Annotated in this window: 21 protein-coding genes; 18 read left to right on the top strand and 3 right to left on the bottom strand. The window is 41.5% G+C overall.

From position 1 onward, the window contains the following. Positions 1 to 88: 88 nt before the first annotated feature. A complete protein-coding gene (locus MHH26_RS13245; protein WP_340973648.1) occupies positions 89 to 1318 on the bottom strand; it encodes a PucR family transcriptional regulator in 1230 nt (409 codons plus the stop codon). Positions 1319 to 1724: 406 nt separating this feature from the next. On the opposite strand from MHH26_RS13245, the gene MHH26_RS13240 reads away from it, so the two are divergent. The 8 genes from MHH26_RS13240 (at position 1725) to MHH26_RS13205 (ending at position 13240) form a co-directional block, all read left to right on the top strand. Next, a complete protein-coding gene (locus tag MHH26_RS13240) occupies positions 1725 to 2018 on the top strand; it encodes a WXG100 family type VII secretion target (RefSeq protein WP_003213769.1) in 294 nt (97 codons plus the stop codon). Positions 2019 to 2113: 95 nt separating this feature from the next. Further along, entirely contained in the window at positions 2114 to 2353 is a 240-nt protein-coding gene (locus tag MHH26_RS13235) for an EsaB/YukD family protein (RefSeq protein ID WP_003213579.1), read from the top strand. Between the two features lie 14 nt (positions 2354 to 2367). Further along, a complete protein-coding gene (gene essB / locus MHH26_RS13230) occupies positions 2368 to 3681 on the top strand; it encodes a type VII secretion protein EssB (protein ID WP_340973646.1) in 1314 nt (437 codons plus the stop codon). A gap of 51 nt (positions 3682 to 3732) precedes the next feature. Next, entirely contained in the window at positions 3733 to 8208 is a 4476-nt protein-coding gene (gene essC, locus MHH26_RS13225) for a type VII secretion protein EssC (protein ID WP_334750415.1), read from the top strand. Then, positions 8205 to 11102 carry a type VII secretion protein EsaA gene (gene esaA / locus MHH26_RS13220; protein WP_340973645.1) on the top strand — a complete coding sequence of 966 codons (2898 nt, stop codon included), beginning with the start codon at positions 8205 to 8207 and terminating at the stop codon, positions 11100 to 11102. Before essC ends, esaA begins: the two co-directional genes overlap by 4 nt. Continuing rightward, positions 11092 to 11577, top strand: coding sequence for a type VII secretion protein EssA (gene essA, locus MHH26_RS13215; RefSeq protein WP_034659843.1), 486 nt, complete (start codon positions 11092 to 11094; stop codon positions 11575 to 11577). Before esaA ends, essA begins: the two co-directional genes overlap by 11 nt. Before the next feature lie 98 nt (positions 11578 to 11675). Further along, positions 11676 to 12419, top strand: a complete 744-nt coding sequence (locus MHH26_RS13210; protein ID WP_034660685.1) for a (S)-benzoin forming benzil reductase — start codon at positions 11676 to 11678, stop codon at positions 12417 to 12419. Between the two features lie 287 nt (positions 12420 to 12706). Further along, positions 12707 to 13240, top strand: a complete 534-nt coding sequence (locus MHH26_RS13205; RefSeq protein ID WP_060597222.1) for an HD domain-containing protein — start codon at positions 12707 to 12709, stop codon at positions 13238 to 13240. Here MHH26_RS13205 and MHH26_RS13200 read toward each other — a convergent pair. Next, positions 13237 to 14721 (bottom strand): esterase/lipase family protein, encoded by a 1485-nt coding sequence (locus tag MHH26_RS13200; RefSeq protein ID WP_066030464.1) that lies wholly within the window; start codon positions 14719 to 14721, stop codon positions 13237 to 13239. The genes MHH26_RS13205 and MHH26_RS13200 overlap by 4 nt on opposite strands. Before the next feature lie 182 nt (positions 14722 to 14903). Here MHH26_RS13200 and MHH26_RS13195 point away from each other — a divergent pair, with 182 nt between their 5' ends. The 9 genes from MHH26_RS13195 (at position 14904) to MHH26_RS13155 (ending at position 21280) form a co-directional block, all read left to right on the top strand. After that, complete coding sequence (locus MHH26_RS13195) at positions 14904 to 15140, top strand: YuzF family protein (RefSeq protein WP_003213721.1); 237 nt, start codon at positions 14904 to 14906, stop codon at positions 15138 to 15140. A 185-nt stretch (positions 15141 to 15325) separates the two neighbouring features. After that, a complete protein-coding gene (locus MHH26_RS13190) occupies positions 15326 to 16429 on the top strand; it encodes an AI-2E family transporter (RefSeq protein ID WP_034659839.1) in 1104 nt (367 codons plus the stop codon). Between the two features lie 66 nt (positions 16430 to 16495). Beyond that, a complete protein-coding gene (locus MHH26_RS13185; RefSeq protein WP_034659837.1) occupies positions 16496 to 16717 on the top strand; it encodes a spore germination protein in 222 nt (73 codons plus the stop codon). A gap of 99 nt (positions 16718 to 16816) precedes the next feature. Next, positions 16817 to 17047, top strand: a complete 231-nt coding sequence (locus MHH26_RS13180; protein ID WP_334750410.1) for a spore germination protein — start codon at positions 16817 to 16819, stop codon at positions 17045 to 17047. Positions 17048 to 17133: 86 nt separating this feature from the next. Beyond that, positions 17134 to 17382: a YueH family protein gene (locus MHH26_RS13175; protein ID WP_307500179.1), complete on the top strand. Its 249-nt coding sequence runs from the start codon at positions 17134 to 17136 to the stop codon at positions 17380 to 17382. A gap of 27 nt (positions 17383 to 17409) precedes the next feature. Next, the gene (locus tag MHH26_RS13170) at positions 17410 to 17817 is read left to right on the top strand and encodes a YueI family protein (protein ID WP_340973642.1); all 408 of its coding nucleotides are present in this window, start codon (positions 17410 to 17412) and stop codon (positions 17815 to 17817) included. A 60-nt stretch (positions 17818 to 17877) separates the two neighbouring features. Then, positions 17878 to 18429: a cysteine hydrolase family protein gene (locus MHH26_RS13165; protein ID WP_127687105.1), complete on the top strand. Its 552-nt coding sequence runs from the start codon at positions 17878 to 17880 to the stop codon at positions 18427 to 18429. Positions 18430 to 18446: 17 nt separating this feature from the next. Continuing rightward, entirely contained in the window at positions 18447 to 19916 is a 1470-nt protein-coding gene (locus MHH26_RS13160) for a nicotinate phosphoribosyltransferase (protein WP_034659831.1), read from the top strand. Positions 19917 to 20053: 137 nt separating this feature from the next. Then, positions 20054 to 21280: an EAL and HDOD domain-containing protein gene (locus tag MHH26_RS13155; RefSeq protein ID WP_334750679.1), complete on the top strand. Its 1227-nt coding sequence runs from the start codon at positions 20054 to 20056 to the stop codon at positions 21278 to 21280. Positions 21281 to 21313: 33 nt separating this feature from the next. Here the strand turns inward: MHH26_RS13155 and MHH26_RS13150 are convergent, their stop codons facing one another. Continuing rightward, a complete protein-coding gene (locus MHH26_RS13150) occupies positions 21314 to 21667 on the bottom strand; it encodes an inner spore coat protein (RefSeq protein WP_340973640.1) in 354 nt (117 codons plus the stop codon). A 505-nt stretch (positions 21668 to 22172) separates the two neighbouring features. Between MHH26_RS13150 and degQ the strand changes: the two genes are divergently transcribed. Further along, positions 22173 to 22313: a degradation enzyme regulation protein DegQ gene (gene degQ, locus MHH26_RS13145; protein WP_003213123.1), complete on the top strand. Its 141-nt coding sequence runs from the start codon at positions 22173 to 22175 to the stop codon at positions 22311 to 22313. The last annotated feature ends 52 nt before the right edge of the window (positions 22314 to 22365 follow it).

Here is a 22365-nt window from a genome sequence, read left to right as displayed (position 1 = left end):
TATTCATATTGTATGTCTAGTGTATCCTGAATGTTTAAAAAATGCTTCGGTTGAAATAAAAAATAAAAAAACGCCTCTTTGTGAAATTTCACAAATGGACGTTTTTTAGCTTCATATCAAGGTATATGGTCATTTTCTCATTCATGTTTTTTAAATCTATTTCTGCAATGTCTGTAATACGTTTTAATCTGTAATTCAATGTATTGATGTGGATGTTTAATTGCTTTGCGGCAATATTGGCATTGCTGTCACAGTCAATAAATCGTTCAAGGGTTTCGACTAGGTTGGAATGATGCCTCAGGTCGTAATCTTCCAGCTTTGATAAAGAATAACTGGAGTAAGATGAGCCCCTTCGTTTTTCAGCGAGGACATCTAAATATTGATAAATACCAAGTTCAGAAAAACTGTGTAAACGTTCGGTTTCAACAGGAAAGCGCTCTTTTGTTTTTAATACAGCCAGTGCTTCTTTATAGGAAGGCTGAATATAAGAGATGTTATCGTAAATTCCACCAATCGCTGCTTGAACGTGATGGATATGATACCGGTCAGACAGCTGCTGCAGCATGCCGCTTGTGAATTGTTTAATATCGTGCAGCGGGTGTTCCGTTTTGGGTGAGACAAGAATAATGAATTCGTGAAAATCAACAGTTGTTAACAGCACTTGGACTTGCTGCGTTGTTTCAAGCAGGTAAGATATCTTTTTTTCTGTGTCTTCTGTGAGTTCGTCACGAAGGCGGAAGATGATGATGGCATACGTGTCTGGACATCTGATGCCAAGTCTTAAAAATAGGTCTAGCATCTCATCCTTTTCATGAATATGACCTGTGAGCATCTTCCAGAAAAGCTCCTGATTGCGTTCTTCTGTTTTCGTTTTGCGAATTTGTAAGTTAAGTAATTTGTTTTTAACAGCATGTGCTGCCATCTTCAGAAGGTCCATTTCTTCTTCTGAAAAAGGCTGTGTGGACTCAATCGCCCAGATAAAACCGAGTACTTCTTTGTCCTTCCAGATTGAAATGGCAACCCTGCTAGATAAACCCACCTCTGCAATTTGAGGGACACGAAGCGGTTCGTCTGTTTTAAGGAGTGTAGGAATGATACCGTCCTTCCAAAGCCGATTAATGACTTTTTCCGGTACACGGCGGGAGATAATGGTTGAAGTTCTGGCGGGATCAGTAAAATCATTATGAGTGCTATAGGCCAACAATCGATGATGCGTATCTTCTATAGTAATAGGGCAATTGAGCACATCACTAATTTGGTCTGCCACATCCTCTAAACGATCAAGACTATACTTGAATGGATCTGTCTTTTTTGTCATAAAAACCCCTGCTTTTTCGAATATTTCACGTACTTACATTATGAAGAGAAAGAGGTACGTAAATCAATAACAAAATGCCATAAATTTAAAAAAAGAGAAAGCCCAGAGAAGCAAGCACATCGATGCTGAATGAAGGCGAAAAAGAAATAGTACAATAATAACGTAGTAAAAAATCAATAGGCGGAAAGATTCAGTGAAGTGTGTCTACACTTATTAAGAATATATGACCAAAAAAATGTTAAATACTAGATAAAAAGCGAAAAAACAGTAATTCTATAGACTCATTTTGTAAAATAAAAACAGATTTGTTTGACTGTGTATCATTTCTGTTTTTATAATAATAACGTCAAAAAATAAGTGGATTAGCCCATTATATGGCGGCTATGCACGGGAGGTAATGAGGAATATGTCAGGAATTATTCGCGTAACCCCAGAAGAACTAAGAGCGACCGCTAAGCAATATGGTGTTGAAAGTCAAGAAGTGTTAAACCAAGTTGATCGTCTAAATAGAATGATCTCTGATTTAAAAGGAATGTGGGAAGGTGCTTCTAGTGAAGCATTTGCTGATCAATACGAGCAGTTAAAGCCTTCATTCATCAAAATGTCTGATCTACTAACAGATGTCAGCAATCAGCTTGATCAAACGGCAAATACACTTGAAAGCACTGACCAAGACATCGCAAGCCAAATCCGCGGCTAATCAAAGGGATTTCCTTTCTAAGTGTGAAAAGCAGAAAAAGCGCCGAGTGTGTCAATGGATGCCGGCGCTCTTTCTATTTTGTGAGGTGGAAATTTGTGTATATCGATATTACCATCGACTTAAAAAATTATGATGGCAGTGTGTTTGATTTGAGACTATCAAATTATTTACATATTAAACAAGTCATCCATATCGCCTGGCAGGCAAAACAAATCTCACTTCCTAAGCGAGAAGGCGGCTGGGTGCGAGTAGTCAATAAGAAAGCTGTGTTTTCAGGCGAATATAAGCTGTCAGACTGTGGAATCACCACAGGAGACAGGCTGGAAATACTATGAAAGGACTTTTGTAAATGGCAGATAAAAAGAGTTCCTATTTAGAAGAACAATTAGAAGCAGTTATGAAAAAAGAGGGTGGCACCTACAGCTTCATTTTTCAAAGAGAGACAATTAAACTCTTAGACGGTTTAGAAGCGGCACCGATCAAAGACATCAATCCTTCATTCAAAAAAGAGATTCAATTAACTGAAGATGAGGTCATCATTTCTATTCAACCGCCTCCTGCCTATCAGGAATTTCGTTTCATCCATGCAAAGGATGAAAAAAGCAAATGGATTTTTTCATACCAGCTTGTCGATGCAGTTTGCAAACACGACGTGAAGCGGCTGCATCCTATTGTTTCTCCTGAAAACATTGTTTTTCATCAAGGCTTAGCTCCTGCATTTTTGCATTACGGGGTCAAAGAAAGCATCCCGCCATATGAAACGGATGACCATCGTTTATTAAAAGAAGTCAAAGCCGTCATTCTTCGAGTGGTGGACCATGAATATCAGTTTCAGGAATATGTGGCATACAGTGAGACGCTGAAATTATCTGAACTGGCAAAAGAAATCGTTGAAACGCAGTCGCTGGAAGAATTGTCTGCCCTCACTCAGCAAAAAATCGAAGCGATTGAAACGAAAGAGAAAACGCTATTAACCCTTCCGAAAAAGAAATGGAAGATCGAACGATATATCGGACTAGGTCTGCTTGTCCTATTAATCCCGGCATTGGTGTACACCATTTACACCTTCTTTTTTGCGATGCCGAAACAAGAAGCGTATGTCGAGGCAAACAAATATTATCTCAACAAACAGTACAGCCAAGTGGTGGATACGTTAGAAAAATATTCAGCCAATCAAATGCCGGTCTCTCTTCAATATGAACTGGCCATTTCGTATGTACAAACGAATCAAGGCAACCTGTTACTCGATCAGCATAAAAAAGAAATCACAGATACATACACATTACAGACTGATCCGCAATATTTCCTTTTCTGGATTCATATTGGACAAGGCAATAGCAAGGAAGCACTTGATATTGCACGTGTACTAGGAGACGACCGGTACATATTCACGGCACTCGTCGCCTACCGCAATGACATTCAAAACGATGACAGTCTTACTGCAGAAGAAAAACAAAAACAGCTAGACCCGATTATTAAGGAAATGGCGAAATATGAAGAAAAAGAAACAACGGAGACAAGCACCAACGACTCCTCGGGCGCAAGCCAAACAGATGAAACAGCTGAACAAAAAGAGCAGTCAAAAGCCGATCAAGAGAAAAAAGAGAAAGAATCTGAAGCGAAAAAGAAAACCTCTCAGACGAAAAAAGATGAGAAAAAATAATTCTTTCGATACAACTGACAGTTGGTGCTGTCCCATGAGGAGGTGGAGCGTTTGAGTCTTCTTTGGGTTTTTTATGAGGAGGATTATCAAACCGTCCGTTTAGACGAGCAGTTCAATCGAGAAGCTGTGATTGGACCTGAAATAGAGCATACGGTGACAATCCCTTCACTTTCGTTTGATGAGGGGGTCATCCGTTTATCTCCCGATGAACCGAATGATGGCTTTTCCATTTATCAGGGTGAAGAGAAGAAAGGCACATTACTTCCACATGAACCATATAAACTTGGATCACTTACACTTATGTTAATGGAAGCACACCATGACCAACACATTTATTACCTAGGAAATAGAGTCGAGCTATCTTTTTCACGTGAGGAAAAAGATGGTATTGATGTGTGGAAAGAACAAGCGCATTCCATGTTTCAAGATGCGAGCCAGTTTACTTTGGAGAAAATCGAAGGATCTTGGTATGTCATGCCTCAGGACGAAACGATTTATGTGAACGGGAAAAAAATTCACGGTCCAGAGACAATTGATGCTGGAGATGAGCTGTTCTGGAACTTTCTAACGGTGACATTGAAAGATGATGATTTATTGCAGGTGACTGCATATGAACCATTTCAAACACGTTTGGAAAAAACAAGAGCACCAAGCACAGAAACAAAACAAAAATATCCTTTATATAGACGAACACCGCGTTTAATTTATGATCTGCCAGATGACCGGGTATCCTTTAGCTTTCCTTCGCAGGAGAGTGAAAATAACAGCAGAGGGCTTTGGCTTGTTGTCCTTCCGCCGCTTGTGATGCTCCTTGTGATGGGGATTGTCGCTCTTGTCCAGCCGCGCGGAATCTTTATTGTCGTGTCGATGGCGATGTTTATCATGACCTTAATCACATCGTCCGTTCAATACTTTAAAGAGAAATCACAACGCAAAAGACGAGAAGAGAAACGGCAGCGAGTCTATTCTCTATACTTAGAAAATAAACGAAAAGAGCTGCAAGAGCTCTACGACCGCCAGCAATATATTTTGACGTATCATTACCCGTCATTTGAACAAATGAAGTACTTAACGTCAGAAATTAGCGGCCGAATTTGGGAAAAAACACTTGTGAGTGACGATTTCTTGCAGCTGCGTCTTGGGACGGGTGCAGTCCCATCAAGCTATGAATTATCGATGAGCGGCGGCGATATGGCCAATCGTGACATGGATGACTTAATGGAACAAACGCAGCACATGCAACAGGTCTATCGTGAAGTGAAGGATGTACCCATTACATTTGGTCTTGCAGATGGCCCAACAGGCTTGATTGGAAAGCCAGCCATTGTGAAAAAGGAGCTTCATCAGCTTGTCGGACAGCTTGCTTTCTCGCACAGCTATCACGATTTGAGATTTGTCTTTATTTTTCATGAGCAGGAGTATGAGAATTGGGAATGGATGAAATGGCTTCCGCATTTCCAGCTGCCTCATACATACGGCAAAGGGTTTATTTACAACGAACAAACACGCGATCAGCTGTTGTCCTCGATTTATGAAATTTTACGTGAGCGTGATTTAGAAGAAGAAAAAGAGAAAAAAATCTTTACGCCTCACTTTGTGTTTATCGTGACAAATCACGAGCTTATTGCTGAACATGTGATTTTAGAATATTTAGAAGGCAGCCGGACAGACCTTGGCATCTCAATTATTTTTGCTGCTGAAACAAAGGAAAGCTTAGCTGAAAATATCTCGACGCTTGTCCGTTATATTAACGAAGAAGAAGGAGATATTCTCATTCAGCACAAGAAAGCCGTCCGAATTCCATTTCAGCTTGATACACATGAGCGCGGGGACAATGAGCTGTTTGCCAGAACGCTGAGAACATTAGATCATCAAGTTGGCATGACCAATTCGATTCCTGAAACGGTCTCCTTCCTTGACCTTTTTCATGCCAAACAGGTAGACGAGATTGGTATTCGTGAAAAATGGCTCACATCAGAAACGGCCAAATCACTATCTGTGCCAATCGGTTATAAAGGGAAAAATGACATTGTGGATCTGAATCTGCATGAAAAAGCACACGGTCCGCACGGCCTGTTGGCGGGAACAACAGGATCAGGGAAAAGTGAATTTTTACAGACGTACATTTTATCGCTCGCTGTACACTTTCACCCGCATGAAGTCGCTTTCCTGCTGATTGACTATAAAGGAGGCGGAATGGCGCAGCCGTTCCGAAATATTCCTCATTTACTAGGTACCATCACCAATATTGAAGGCAGCAAGAACTTTAGTGAAAGAGCGCTTGCCTCAATTAAAAGTGAATTGAAGAAAAGACAACGGCTGTTTGATCAATATCATGTGAATCACATCAATGATTATACGAAGCTCTATAAGGAGAATAAGGCTGAACAGGCAATGCCTCATTTATTTTTAATCTCTGATGAGTTTGCTGAATTAAAAAGTGAAGAGCCGGACTTTATCAGGGAGCTTGTCAGTGCTGCACGTATCGGCCGAAGCCTCGGGGTCCATCTCATTTTGGCTACCCAAAAGCCAGGCGGGGTCATCGATGATCAGATTTGGAGTAACTCCCGCTTTAAGGTCGCACTAAAAGTACAAGATGCGTCAGACAGTAAGGAAATATTGAAAAATAGTGATGCGGCGTCCATTACCGTTACAGGCCGCGGCTACTTACAAGTGGGGAACAATGAAATTTATGAATTGTTCCAATCAGCTTGGAGCGGTGCGCCATATATGGAAGATGGCTACGGATCAGAAGATGACATTGCCATTGTGACAGATACTGGACTCATTCCGTTATCAGGGGTAAGTACAGAGCCGGCAGTGAAGAAAGAGACAGTATCGGAGATTTCTGCTGTTGTGGATGAAATTGAACGTATGCAGCAGGAGCTTGGGATTGAGAAGCTTCCAAGTCCATGGCTTCCACCGCTTGAAGAACGGATTCCAAAAACACGTTATGCGTCGAGTGAAGAGCATGTCTTCCATTTTGCGCTTGTCGATGAGCCAGATCAGCAAAGCCAGCATCCACTTTCTTATCAAATGATGGAAGATGGGAACATTGGCATCTTCGGTTCCTCCGGCTACGGCAAATCACTTGCTGCCACAACACTGCTCATGAGCTTTGCGGAGAGATATTCACCTGAAGAATGGCATGCGTATATTTATGACTTCGGAAACGGGACATTGCTTCCGTTAGCCAAGCTGCCGCACACGGCGGATTATTTCTTAATGGATCAAATGAGAAAGATTCAAAAGTCGATGACGCGTTTGCGGGAAGAGGTTGAATACCGCAAGCGGTTATTCAGGCAGCAAGAAATGAGTCATATCAAAATGTACAACGCCTTAAATGAGAAAAAGCTCCCGTTCATTTTCATCGTGATCGACAACTTTGACATTGTCAAAGACGAAATGCATGAACTTGAATCTGAATTTATCCAGCTGAGCCGTGATGGACAATCATTAGGAATTTACTTCTTGATTACAGCGACTCGGGTAAACGCAGTCCGCCAATCTCTTATGAATAACCTGAAAACAAAGGTTGTTCATTACTTAATGGATCAAGGAGAGGCGTATTCGATTATTGGCAGACCGAAATTCAGCTTAGAACCGATTCCAGGACGAGTCATTATCAATAAAGAAGAGCTTTACTTTGCGCAAATGTTCCTGCCAGTTGAAGGAGAGAACGATCTCGAACTGTTTGAGCATTTGAAAGAAGAGATACAGCTTCTTCATGATCGCTTTGAATCAGCTGAAAAACCAAAGCCTGTGCCAATGCTTCCTGATAAACTGACCATTTGGGAGCTAGAGAGTCGTTTAGAAGAACAAAAACAGCCGTATGACATTCCAGTCGGACTAGATGAGGAATCTGTTGCACCTGTTTACTTTGACTTGAAAAAGAATAAACACTGCCTCATCATCGGTCAAACGCAGCGAGGGAAAACAAATGTGACAAAACTGATGCTTGATCAGCTTTTAGCAGCAAGACCTGAGAAGCTGGCCGTGTTTGATTCGATTGATCGGGGTCTTTCCCATTATGCAAAGGAAGAGAACATCGATTACCTTGAAACAAAGGATGATATCACTGAATGGGCAGAGGAAATAGACCGTTTATTCAAGGTGCGGGAAGAGATGTACGTCGAAGCTGTACGCAGGGGAGAGACCGATCAGTTGTCGTTCCCTCAAATTGTGCTTGTGATTGATGGCATTACGCGTTTTCAGCAGACGATCGATCCGCGTCTTCAAGATCAATTGGCTGATTTCATGAAGTCATATGCACACCTAGGCTTTAGCCTGATCGCATCAGGGAATCATACCGAATTCAGTAAAGGCTATGATGCACTCACAAACGAAATTAAACAAGTTCGTCATGCCATGTTACTCATGAAAAAATCAGAGCAAAACATCATACCGCTTCCATATGCAAGACAAGAACCAGATATTCAGCCAGGGTTCGGGTATTTGGTTGAAAACGGGAAAGAGAAGAAAATCCAGGTTCCTTTATGTGCGGTAGAAAGGAAGAGTGTTCAATGACAGAGCAGCAAAAAAGCTCCATCAAAATCGTATCGACCATGATATTGATTCTTGTTCTGCCGGTTTTATTTTTCCACCTCATTGGAGATGACCCGGCAAAACAGAAAAAGAATGCCACACGTAATATTGCTGTGGTCAATGAAGATATGGGAGCGAGCGAAAGTGAAAACACCGCTCGTTTCGGACAGGATGTCGTGGCAGCATTATCAGAGCGTCCAGATTATACATGGACCGTAGTGAATCGCAGTGCGGCGGAAAATGGACTGAAAAGCAGAAAGTATGACGCTGTCCTCTATATTCCGTCTGATTTCTCTAAAAATGTGCTGAGCTATGATAAAGACCATCCTGAAAAGGCATCCATTCAATTTTCTATTCAAGACCAGCTCAATTCAGTCAATAAAGAGAAAGTGCAAAGAGAGCTGGAAAATGCGCAAAAGAAAATGAATGAACAGATGTCGACGTTATACTGGAGTTTTGTATCACAGGAAATCGGCAATGTTAGAGAAGAGTTTGAGCATATTGTCGGCAAAGAAGTCGAATTCCAAAACACAATGTATAATTTCTATAAGCCGAACTCAAACAAATTATCAGATGCCGTTCAGCAGCAGAAGAAACAAATAGAAGAATTAAAAAATGCGATGACCGATTCACAGAAACAGTATAAAGACGGTTTGAGTACAACAGAAGAAGCAAAGAACCAGTTAAAGGACTTTGTGAAAGCAGTCGATCAATACCAGCAGTATCAAGACAAACAAAAGGATCTCTTGATCAAAGCGCAATCGACAAGTCAAAAACAAATCCAGCAAGGGCTCAAACAGCTTGCTGATATTCAAAACCAAAATGCCCGCAGCTTTAGTGATCAAATGGGCGGACTAAAAACAGACATCAACGGGGTACAAAGTCAGCTGAACACAACTGACAGCGCCATTCAATCTGTTCAAAAGTCAAGAGAAGACGCTATTCCTAAGCAAGCAACGGGATTAACGGAACTTGTGATGGCATCTCAGAAGGAACTGATTAAAAACTATGAAAAGCAGTACCTGGAATACTATAAAAATAAGATGGAAGCCTTGCGAAATAATTTAAAAGAAAAAAGGGAGCAGATTTTAGCTGAAACTGAAAAGCCAGAGGACTCCAGTAAGGATGGACCATCAGATCAAGATAATGAAAACCCTGAAGAGATTGGGATTAATTTAGATGAAGAGACAAATGAACTCTCGCAAATTTCAACAGAAATGAACGATCTCGCGGATCAATTAGCAGATCAGGAGACGCCGCCTACTACTGAAAATGGCAAAGAAGGTGGAGAGGGCGAAAATCCTGTTCAGCCAGATTCCGGCAGCACGAATTCATCTAAGGATGACCTTAAAGCACTCTCTACTCGTTTAGAAGAAGTGAAAAAGAAGATTCAAGAAAAAGCTGCCGCTCATAATGACGAATTGAAAGACAAAGTGAGTCAGATGAGTAAGGAGCTTAAGGACCTTTCTGATAAAATAGGTAAACTTGAAAAAAAGTTTCTATGGTTACAAGATCGATATAACGTCATTCCGAATGAAATCCAAAATCAAGAATCATCCATTGTAAGTAAAGTAAAAGAGCTGAAGCGCAGAAACTCACCAATTGGTGGAGCCTTTGCTGATGATCTTTTTGAGGAAAAGTTTGATACAAAATCAACAGACACTAAAAAATTAATGGAGTATTCCAATCAACTCTCCCAACTATATATGATGCTTGATGATTTTTACGAATCAACAAATAACTCTTCTCTACTAGACACAAAAGAAGAGAAAATCCAGTCCATCCTCTCCATCAAAAAAGAGGAAACAGAAAACTGGGATACGCTCAAAAACCAGATGCTGACGTCAAACGATGATGTGTCTACTTTTATTGATGAGATGCAGAAGTTTTCAGATGGCTATGCAGAATACATTTCGACTCAGCAGGCAAGCATGGAACAGGAATTAAATACAATCTCTGAAAGTGCGGACAATGTTGCGGAGCAAATGGCTGATCAAGGAGATGCAGTGTATACGGCAGACCTTGCAGGCAGTTCAATTGTTGTCAGTGCACAGGATTCAATTGGTCAGGAAGTGCTTCGTCTTTCTGAAAATATGAGTTCGTTAACCGACCGCCAAAAAGGGGTGGCGGATTATACGAATAACATTGAAGAGAGTGTGACAACAGTTCAAGAAAAAGCGGATACGCTGAATGAAAACTGGAGCAAGAATGTCAACTCTACGAAGCTTGTTCAGCAAGATTTGAAGGGTATTTTAGGAAACACATTGAGTGATCAAGGCAACAGCAACTATGTGTATAACCACTTAGCCAATCCGCTGAAAATCAGCGGTGATGTGCCGGAAGAAAAAACGCAGACTGTACCGCCAGTGGTCATTTTGGTCATTGTGATGATCAGCAGTTTGTTAATTGGCTTTTTCAGCTCGTATTATGCGGCAGCTCCGATGCTGGTTAAAGGTGCACTGTTTGGCATCTTAAATCTATTAGTCGGACTCATGATCAGCTTGTTTGGACTGAACATTTACAAGCTTGCAGATGATCAAGCGATTCAGTGGTCCATTTTCACGATTTTACTATTAGTGGCTTGTTCCGCCTTTATTCGCACGGCGTTCCTTTTCGGCTCTATTGCCGGATGGATGGCAGCAACGGCGCTTATTTTCTTCTTTGTCGCACCATTAATTGATTTGGTGATGCCGAATTTCCATTTCATAAATCCAGTGACAGACGTGTACCTGTCCATCCAATATGGAAATGGAGATCACTTTGGAATGGGTGTTATAGGATTAGTGATTTTAACTGTCCTCTTCATGGCCATCCCGCTTGTGACAAAGTTATGGAAAGATAAAACGGAGGAACGTGATGTGACTCATGAGGCTTAATCTGTTCGTGAAAGGGGTGGCACTTGGTGTCATGTCCCTTTTTCTCCTCATTCCTGCTGCTTTCGCTGCTGGTGAAGATACGGATACAAATGTCAAGCCGAATGAATATCAGGAAAAAGAACTCAATATTAACTCAAGTATATTGAGGGATCAAACGAAATACGAACAAAGCAAAAAGACATCAACAGTCAAAACAGACATTCATTTTGCTGAACCGCCTAAAACTCCGGGAGGGTCTCTTTCTCCGCAGCTTTTCAGTGATCTAAAAGAGAACCCGCCCAAAACATCAGCTCACATGATGGAAGAGATGAATATCTCTTTTCGTGATGCCGCTGTATCAGCACCTTCTGGCGATGATCACAAGAAGCAGACATCAGCACTGCTTCCGATCATCTTTGGTTTCTTAATCGTCTTTGGTATTGTCGTGATGTTCATTCTGATTCCTAAGGTGAATGTGAAGGCTGAAAAGAAATAGCCTGTCTCTTTGAAAAGAGGCAGGCTTTTCTTATGCAGATTGCTTGATGTCATACCGTTCCACTACGTAAAATAGTGTTATCAAGGGAGGAGATTGTCATTCGAATTTCAATCGTTACAGGCGGATCAAAAGGATTTGGTCTAGCACTTGTGAACCGGCTGCTTTCACGCGGGGACCATGTGTATACGGCAGCAAGAAGTGCATCGCCGATTTACCATCCGGAGCTCACACATACACAGGTCGACCTGACAGATGAGAAAGCAGCAGCCAAATGGCTTCAAGATAGTCTCACGCCGCAAACACTGGCAGCTGCTGATGACATCTTATTCGTCAATAATGCAGGCATGGTGACACCTATCAAACGTGTGGGGCAAGGCGGACAGGATACGCTTCATCAGCATTATACGTTGAATCTTGTCATCCCTGTTTTGCTGAGCCATGTTTTTACCAAGCAGACTCAATCATATAGCGGAAAGAAAACGATCGTTCACCTTTCTTCTGGAGCGGCGAAAAACCCTTATAAAGGCTGGAGTGCGTATTGCAGCTCAAAGGCAGGACTTGATATGTTTATGAGGACTTTGCATGAGGAACAGCAGGACGAGGCGTATCCAATCAACACGTTTTCATTTTCCCCCGGAACCATTGATACAGATATGCAGGGGGAGATTCGGAAGTCATCAAAACAGGACTTCGAACAAATTGACCGTTTTCAGCAATTATATGAAACAGGCACGCTGAAGAGTCCAGATGAAGTCGCAGGTATTTTGCTCGATCTTTTAGCGGATGATCCAGCTGGCGGATGCGTATACGATGCACGTGAGTATGTGAAAAAGCAGTCATAACGACTGTAGCAGCGTGAAGACAAACCCTCGCATTCGGTGTCAGTCCTGCATGCCGGTGCTCACGAATCTCAAATTCGCTCCGCGCCAGCTAGACTTCAAGGGTTTTCATATCACACTGTAAAGAAGAAAAAAGCAGTCATCACGACTGCTTTTTTTCGTCTTGTACAAGCAAAACCAGTTGATTTGACATAAGCTAATCTTGAGACTCATAGAAAATATAACAGAACATTTGAGTTTCTTTTCAGAATATGTTAGGATGCTAAAAATATAGATAAGGAGGGGTTTCCATGAGAAAGGTTACATTAATGGATGTTTACACCCATCCAGTTGCTCAAAAGTATTTAAATCGTTCAGGAAAAGCCCATGCGATTGCTTGTGCTTATCACGCATTCAAGCTGGCGATGCAGGCGGGAATTAACCCAGATCTGGCTGTGAAAGCAGCACTCTTGCATGATATCGGCCACTATGAATGGTATACAGCCGGCGGAGAATGGGATTACGAGACATATAGAAGAAATGATATTCATGCCATTAAAGGTGCAGAGCGGGCACACAAACTGCTCATACGGCTCGGGGAGGAACCAAAAGCAGCCAAAGATATTGCACTTGCGATTCTGCTTCATACGGATTCATATTTGCCAGAGGGCGACCTCCATAAGGACACACTCCAGCAAATTGTGAAGAAAGCAGATGAAATGGATGAAGAGCCTGGCGGACACCACCATTACAGACAAATAGACGAATCATTGGCAATGAAAAAGATTGCCGATTTGGATCAGAAAGTGCAGCAGGCACTCCAGCCCATGAAACGCTCTGTTTAGTATGGAATGTCTCCATGAATCGTTCCGTGCTGATCGACATACAACGTGCGAATAACGGTACGGTTAAACGCAGATGTTCCTGACGTAGTGAGTCCGGTGTAATGCACCGTGACGGAATAAGCACCTTCTTTTTTCAATTGAATGGCTGATGAGGTACTTGTTTTCAGTGGATGATCCTTTTGTGCATCTTTAAAGTAATTGGTTTCCACTGATTTGCTTAACCGTTTAATCAGACCGCTTGAATGGGTCGATGCATCCCCTGACTTCGATGCAGCTGCTTTAATTTCTTCATTTAATGGTGAATCAAAGGATACAAGCAGCAGATAAGGAGCCTTTTTTCCTGAATTCGATCGAATCGTCCATTTTCCAGGAACGGGCTTATTGATTTGCACATGGTGTGAATATGCGCCTTCATATGGGAAAGATGCTTCCGATGTCTTAAGGTTTGTTAAGACGTCTCCATTTGGGGCGATGATTTCTGGCCGCGTCTCCTGCCTTTCATTTAACCACTGAATCGATAAGCCATTCGTTCCTTCCTCTACATAGAACGCTTCTGTTTTATCCTTTTCACTTTCTCCACCTTTCACATAAACATCTGTATTCAGCTCAGCAGAAACGGGCTCTTGTTCCTCTTTATTTTCATTTTCAGCGCTTGCGACATTTGCCAGAAGCTGATGCTGGAACACAGGAAACATACTTGTGCCGTTTTTGATTGAATGATGATCCCATTTTCCTGTTAAAATATTGTTTGCATACGATAGTCTTGTGCTGTTTACCGTGACGGCGCCATCATTTGCACCAAAGCTCTTTAAATACATGCCGCCTAAATACAGCACACCGCCAAATGTTCCCCATTCCGAGCCAGAGTAGGTGACATATTTATTGGGAAACGCCTCCAGCTGGTCGGTTTCACTTCGAAAAGCCGCCATCAGACCGGTTTGCAAAGAATAAAGCGCGTCGCTTTTTTGTCCAAGAATTTGCGCGAGCCAGCTTCCGCCCTTGCTATACGCTAGATCCGCAAGCGGTGTCCCGTTATGAGGAGAGCCGAGAGTAATGACCTTTTCCACATAGGGATGGGCTTTGAAATACACCAGTGCGGACTGTGTATCGACCCCGCCTTTACTATGACCAATCACAATGAGTTTTCTACCAAACGCATCATAAATTTCTTTGAGCTTTTCTGCTAATAGTTTGCCGTTCTTTTTCATGTCCTGATCTGGATGCAAATCTATGAATGCGCTTTCGTATCCGTTCAGAACAGCCTGCTTTGCCATATCGTTTCGATCGGACCAAGTGGAGGAGGAGCTGTTAATGCCATGAACAAAAACAAGTGGTGGTTTTGACTCGTCTTTTTGAACGGGCTCTTCTCCTTTAAACCACTTCCCCGGCGTCCCAGGTGGATCTCCAATTGTGCCTGCATACGCATAACTTGCAGAGGATAGAAAGAGCATGACAGCAACAATACAGATGAGTTTTTTCAAGACAATTCACCTCTTCGAATGATTTAAATTGTTGGCAGCACCAATCTATTATACTTCTAAAAAATGTAAAAACGCACTATTTGTAAAAATATGGTATTAATGTTGTGGGTTTGCCCTGAGTGACATTCACATGGGTTCATGCATACGCTGTGGGTAAATACACAAGTAAAGGGGCAGGTAGGATGGCACAACAAGGAAGTCCACAGCTTGTTTCATTAGTTGATCCATATGTTTATCAAACATTGCAGAAAGTGGTCGGTATGAGATTAATTGTGCAAACAGTGAAAGATACGGTGCGTGGGAAATTGAAGGAAGTTATGCCGGATCATATTGTGATTGAAGCGGGGGCGAAATCAGTTTTTTATGTGCGGATCCAGCAAATCGTGTCGGTGATGCCTGATCACAGTGAAAGAGTGTAACAAGCAGACGCATAGATGTCTGCTTTTTTTTCATGCTTATAGAATGTATATCTGGAAAAAGTGCATGATATACCAATTGTTCTTTTTTTTTCAAAAAATGAGGTTCTAAAACAAGAAGCAGTTGACAGAAGGTGGGTTGAATAGTAGTTTTTTAATAAGATCAATACGTAACAGGAGGAGCATCTTTGTTAAAATCTAAAGTTCATTTTTGGACATTCCAAATATTACTTGTTTTACTCATTGTCTATGTATCAACAAAGGTTTCGTTTTTATTTCAGCCGATTATTTTATTTGCATCAACTCTGTTTGTCCCCATCTTACTGGCGGGTATTCTCTTTTTCATCTTTAATCCAATTGTTCGATTTTTGTCCAAGAAAATTCCTAGGACACTCGCTATCCTGATCATTTATCTTCTGTTCATTGGACTCATCACGTTCATCGTCAATGCTGCTGGACCGGTGATTGTCTCGCAGGTCGGTGGACTTGTCAAAAGCTTCCCTGGTTATGTGACGGACATGCAGAAGTTTATCAATGACTTTTCGCATTCTAAAACATTTACTTGGATGATGAACCAAGATTATGTGTCTGTCTCAAAATTTGAACAGACGATCGTTTCGACATTAAAAGATTTGCCGGAAAATATCGCTTCAAGTATGTCTGCTGTGTTTGGCGTGATTGCCAATATCGCTTTAGCCGTCATCACAGTTCCGTTCATTTTGTTTTATATGCTGAAAGACGGGCATAAGTTTCCGGACAAGCTCGTTCAATTTTTGCCAATGCCTTACCGTAAGGAAGGGTTGAAAATTTTTAAAGAATTAAACGACACACTTGCGGCTTACATACAGGGGCAGATTGTTGTCTGTTTATTTGTTGGAGTGGCTTGTTTTATCGGATACTTATTAATTGGTGTGAAATATGCGCTTATTCTCGGTATTATCATTGCGGTCACAAATGTGATCCCGTACCTTGGACCATATCTTGGCGCGGCACCAGCTGTGCTGATTGCCTTTCTTGATTCGCCTGGAAAAGCAGTGGTGACAGTGATTGTGATTCTTGTCGTTCAGCAAATTGACGGAAATGTCATTTCTCCATTGATCATTGGGAAACGCCTTAACACACACCCTTTGACCATTATCCTCCTGTTAATTGGTGCAGGAAGCTTTGGGGGAATCCTTGGCATGATCTTTGCAGTCCCTGTCTATGCACTGCTCAAAGCGATCACCTTGAATATTGTCAGATTGGTTCAGCTGCGTCAGCGGTCTCGTAAAGAACAGCATTTAAACGTATAGGGCAGATGCACAACTTTTCCCTTTTTGCATAAGATGATTGACATAAGCAGATAGGGGGAGATTCTGATGCCTGCAATCGTTGGACCTATTCATATCGAGTCATTAGGAGGAAACGGTGCAGCTACTTTCGGTGATGTACTGGCCATTGCCCCTTTGGCTGTAAACCACTCCACTGGCGGGGCGGGAGCCTTTAATTCAGGTGATTATATGTCTCTTACAAGTGATCCTAATGCGACGATGCTTTGGGACTTCACATTGTTTGACCAGCCTCAATCATTTAATGCATAGAAAGACAGCTGGTGATCAAATATCAGCTGTCTTTTTTTATTTGTGATACACGTATTGTTGAGCTGGGCAAATGATGTGGATAGAAAAGGTGGTGGAGCAATGCCAGCGATTGTTGGACCTATTCATATAGATCGTGTGTACGGAAATGGGGCGGCACATTTCGGCGGTGTTTTTCCCATTTCGCCAAAAAGTGTTGATTACTCCGCCGGTGGTTCAGGTACCTATAATGCAGGGGACCTCGTCCAATTTTTTAACAGTCCAAACGTCACATTTGTTTGGAATTTAAATCTTATTAGTCAGCAAAGAGCTTCAATGCGTAGCCAGCTTTGAAAGGGATTTCCTTTTCAGAAGCTGTCTTTTTTTATGGTACAATGGATATGGATGTAAGAAGAAAAAAGAGGTGTGAACAGAGTCAAATGAAAATTAGAAAAGCACACATCACAAGCCGGCAACCAAAGACCTACAATGTATATTTACATGAAAATAAAAAAGAATATAAAACGCTTGTTGCCGTACCTGACATTGAATGGAGTAAATCCATTGCGTACGAGGACGAAAAAGAGCAGCTGATCCATACGCTCGAGCAATCCTTAATGGAAAGAGCAGAAACAGACGAAGCCCGTGAGCTTGCACTAAAGATTGTGCACTGGGTCACAGAAATGTAAATTTTAAAACCAGGAGTGAAAACAGCGATGAAAGAAGAATCCGTAGACTTTTATTTGCAGCAAGGAATATTTGGACATGTTGAAACAAAACCCGATGAACGAAGAATGTTTCTCGGTTCATTAAGGGAACGAGCGCTTCTCGCCCTGACAAAGGGACAGGTATTACGAAATAAACCGTATCAAGAGGTAGAACAAGTCTTAAAGTCCAACCGTCAGGCCACTGTTCTTTTAAATGGTGAGTTGTCCTATGCTTCATATTCTCAATATGTGAAAATGGCTAATGCCGCTGGTTGTTCCTTTAAAGTGGTGAATCATTATGAGGCGCATTCTCCTTTTGGTCTTGTGATAGAGCTGCCGAATGCGGTTAATCAAGAGCACATCTATATAGAAGATGAGCTGCTTCAAAAGGCTTTTTCTCACGAATCTGTTGAATAGGTTTCCCTAGTGAAATGAATAGGCTATAATGAGTCAAAAGAGCATATGGGAGAGATGCGGATGGGCAAAGCATTGATTTGTATTGATTATACCGTTGATTTTGTTGCAGACGATGGAAAATTGACATGCGGAAAGCCTGGACAGGCGATTGAGCCTAAGATCACAGAGATCACTTCTTCGTTTATTGATGAAGGACACTTTGTCGTCTTTGCAGTCGATCATCATGAAGAGCAAGACCCTTATCATCCAGAGACAAAGTTATTTCCGCCCCATAATATTCGCGGGACAAAGGGAATTGAACTTTATGGCAAACTAAGTTCACTATTTCACACGTCAAAACATTTAAAGCATGTCTACTATATGGAAAAAACAAGATACTCTGCTTTTGCAGGCACTCAATTAGAAATGAAACTGCGCGAACGCGGCATCACTGAACTTCATTTAGCCGGCGTATGTACCGATATTTGTGTACTTCATACAGCTGTTGATGCGTACAATAAAGGCTTCGAACTTGTGATTCACCAGAATGCTGTAGCGAGTTTTAATGAAGCGGGGCACGAGTGGGCACTTTCTCACTTTGAGCAGTCGCTTGGTGCGAAAGTGGTTAAGTAAGGGAAGGAGAATGGAAGTTGGAGCATCGGTTTATTGACGACAGTTTATCACTACATACAGATCTTTATCAAATTAACATGGCAGAAACGTATTGGAGAGACGGCATTCATGAGAAGAAGGCAGTTTTTGAACTCTTCTTCAGAAAGCTTCCATTTGACAATGGCTTCGCTGTATTTGCTGGTTTAGAGAAAGCGATTGAATATTTATCGGACTTCTCCTTCACCGAAAGTGATCTAGCGTATTTAAAAGATGAACTCGGTTATAAAAGCGATTTCATTGATTATTTAAGCGGGTTGTCCTTTACAGGAACACTTCATTCAATGCGTGAAGGCGAAATTGTCTTTGCAAATGAACCGATCATGCGCATCGAGGCAACGCTTGTAGAAGCGCAGCTAATCGAAACAGCCTTGCTGAATATCGTGAATTTCCAAACACTGATCGCAACAAAGGCGGCTCGGATTAAAGGAATCATTGAAGATGAGACAGCACTAGAATTCGGAACAAGACGTGCGCATGAAATGGATGCAGCGATGTGGGGAGCAAGAGCGGCACTCATCGGTGGCTTCCAGGCGACAAGTAATGTTCGTGCTGGGAAGCGCTTCAACATTCCAGTGTCAGGAACTCATGCCCATGCGCTTGTACAAGCATACCGCGATGAATATACGGCATTTAAAAAATACGCTGAAACCCATACAGACTGTGTCTTTTTAGTCGATACGTATGATACCGTGAGATCCGGTATTCCGAATGCCATTAAGGTAGCGAAAGAATTCGGAGACAAAATCAACTTTATTGGTGTCAGACTTGATAGCGGTGACCTTGCATACTTGTCTAAAAAAGCTAGAACGATGCTGGATGATGCAGGATTCCATGATGCAAAAGTCATTGCATCGAGCGATCTTGATGAACATACCATCATGAATTTAAAAGCACAGGGTGCCAAAATTGATGTGTGGGGTGTTGGGACAAAGCTAATCACAGCATTTGATCAGCCAGCTCTTGGTGCAGTGTATAAACTCGTATCTATTGAAGAAAATGGAAAAATGAATGATACCATTAAAATTTCGTCTAACCCAGAGAAAGTGACAACACCAGGACGTAAACGTGTGTACCGCATCATCAATCAATTGAATCATCATTCTGAGGGTGACTACATTGCGCTCGAAGAGGAAGATGTTCATAGTGAGGATAAACTGAAAATGTTCCACCCTGTGCATACATTTATCAGCAAATTTGTTACAAACTTTGTGGCTAAGGATCTTCATGTCCCGATTTTCGAACAAGGAAAACTTGTATATGACAATCCGGATATTCAAACGATTCAAGCCTATGTGCAGGATAGCCTCGGACTTTTCTGGGAGGAATATAAACGAATCAGCAAACCAGAAGAATACCCAGTCGATTTGAGTCAAAAATGCTGGGATAACAAGATGCAGTTTATCCATGACGTGAAAAATAAAATTAAAAAAGAGCTTTATGAAAGCTAATTGGAAGAAAAGAGATCATCAAGCCGGGTGATCTCTTTTTTTATTTTTTGACCGATTCAAAGTGAACCATAAGCACAATCATTTGGTATACTGAAAGCACATCTTGTTTGTCATTGCATAAAGGAGGATTGGAGCAGTTGAGGGTGTTTGTTGCGAGACAGCCTATTTTTAACAGAAAAGAACAAGTCGTATCATATGAGCTGCTTTATAGAGATAGTGAAACCAATACATATAGCGCTGAAGACGGTGACCAAGCGACAACGGACCTCATTATTAATAGCTTTTTAAATATCGGTATCGAAACATTGACAGAGGGCAAAAGATGCTACATTAATTTCACTGAAAGCTTACTTTCGTCTGATCTGCTCACCTATTTTGATCCGCATCAGCTTGTGATCGAGATATTAGAAAATGTACCGATTACCCCGGCACTTATTATGAGATGTAAGCAGTTAAAAAAATGGGGATATACGATTGCACTTGATGATTTTTTTCTAAGCGGAACACATTTTAGTGACAAGTTGCTTGACGAACTCCTCTATTGCATTGATATTTTAAAAATTGACTTTCTGAAGACCACATCGGAAGAACGAAGAAATATTCTACATACGTATAAAAAATATCGACTTCGCTTCCTTGCAGAAAAGGTGGAAACGCGAAGAGAGTATGAAGAAGCGCTAGAAGCCGGCTTCCATTTGTTTCAAGGGTATTTCTTTAGCGAGCCTCGTGTCATATCAGGACGAGCATTATCGACCAGCTTCCATGCGTACCACCAGCTCTTAAATGAGCTGAGCAAGGAACAGCCGAATATCCAGGTCGTGACCCATTTTATTGAAAGTGACCTTTCGCTGTCATATCAATTATTAAAAATGCTGAATTCAGGCGGCATGAGACGTCTTTATCAAATCAAAAGTATCCGGCAGGCGATTATCCTGCTTGGGTTTAATGAAATTCGGCGCTGGATCTTTATTCTTTCATTTAAAGAACTGAATGTCCAAGCAAACTCAAGCCAAAAAGAAATTATCAAAATGTCATTCATTCGGGCGAAAACGTGTGAACTGATTGCGAGTCGTACTGAACGAGAGCACCCAGCCTCTTATATGCTGACAGGCATGTTTTCTCTCATTGATACGCTTGTCAGGGCAGATATTACAGAACTTGTGAAAGAGCTGCCGCTTTCTGATGAAGTTGGCGAGGCACTGCTTGGCTATGAAAATGATTATTCATTTGTGCTAGGTGTAGCCAAACGGATTGAACGAAATGAATGGGATGATGAGATGTTAAATGGGGAACTCCCGAAGCAAGAAGCCTACGACTGTTATATAGAAGCCATTGAATGGTGTCATAAAATGTTTGAATCTTAAGAAAAGCCGCTCACGTCAGAGCGGCTTTTTTTGTTATGCCCACTGTAAAAGAAGAAAAAGTCTGCTAGAGGCGAGAGACAAGTAGATACGAATGCCTTCTGGACTAAAGCGGATGTCAATGCCACTTTTCACACCGATTTGCTTCAGCATTCGGGTGACACTTGTCGAATCAGAGCGCTCAGCAGCCTCCATGATGCGCTGTGCAAATAAAAGCGAGCTGGAAATCTGCTGTGTAATGAGTGAAGCATCAGCAACAAGTCGGGCTGATTCTTTTGCGGCTCGTTGAAACGAGTGGGCATCTACTGGAGGAAAAGTCATAGGTGTGCGCGGGTATGCATGGCTCATTGCGGGAACCTGCAAAGCAGGATAAGGAACATAGTAAAACATATGGTCACCTCTTCTCTCATTGACGTGAAATTGGACGGATATCTGTTCTAAATGTATGTAGAAAATCAGAATAAAGAATCAAAATGATCTTTCTATCTTTATAAATCCAACATAAAAATAGGTACTTTTGCGGTCAATTTCGGTGAATGTCGCCAAAAAATTGCGGTGTCCACAATAGGGTCTGTCGTCTGACCTATAACACGCAAAACCGAGGATACGGAAGGGATCATACGTTCTTATGTGAGAAAAGTGTGACGAATGATGCCTATTCTTGTCGCAAAAATGACGCAGTTCCTTTGAAATTGAGATAAAAGTATGATTTGAAAAGTCAGAAAATGATGAAAAAAGACCTATTGAATTTTGCGGTATCACGCACACATTTTGTGCATACTTTTCGGTGAAAAAATACTCAATTACATTTACACTGTTAGTAACAGATCAAATACTTATGACCCAATCACCATACACAAATACATTGATCTTCCAAAAAAGGAGAGTGGAATCGATGGAAAAGTATGAAATCGAAGAACTTAAACAATTATTATGGAAACTTGAAAACGAAATTAGAGAAACAACGGCTTCTCTTCATAACATTAACAAAAGCATTGATCAATACGACAAATATGAATATGTGAAAATTTCTTAAAGACTTGATAATCATCAAGTCTTTTTTTTATCCAAATACATACAAAAAAAGG

The organism is Bacillus sp. FSL K6-2839 (assembly GCF_038003365.1).
In the GTDB taxonomy this organism is placed as follows: Bacteria; Bacillota; Bacilli; order Bacillales; family Bacillaceae; genus Bacillus.
Note: the sequence above shows the minus strand (reverse complement) of the source record. Positions and strands in the feature narration are given on the sequence as shown.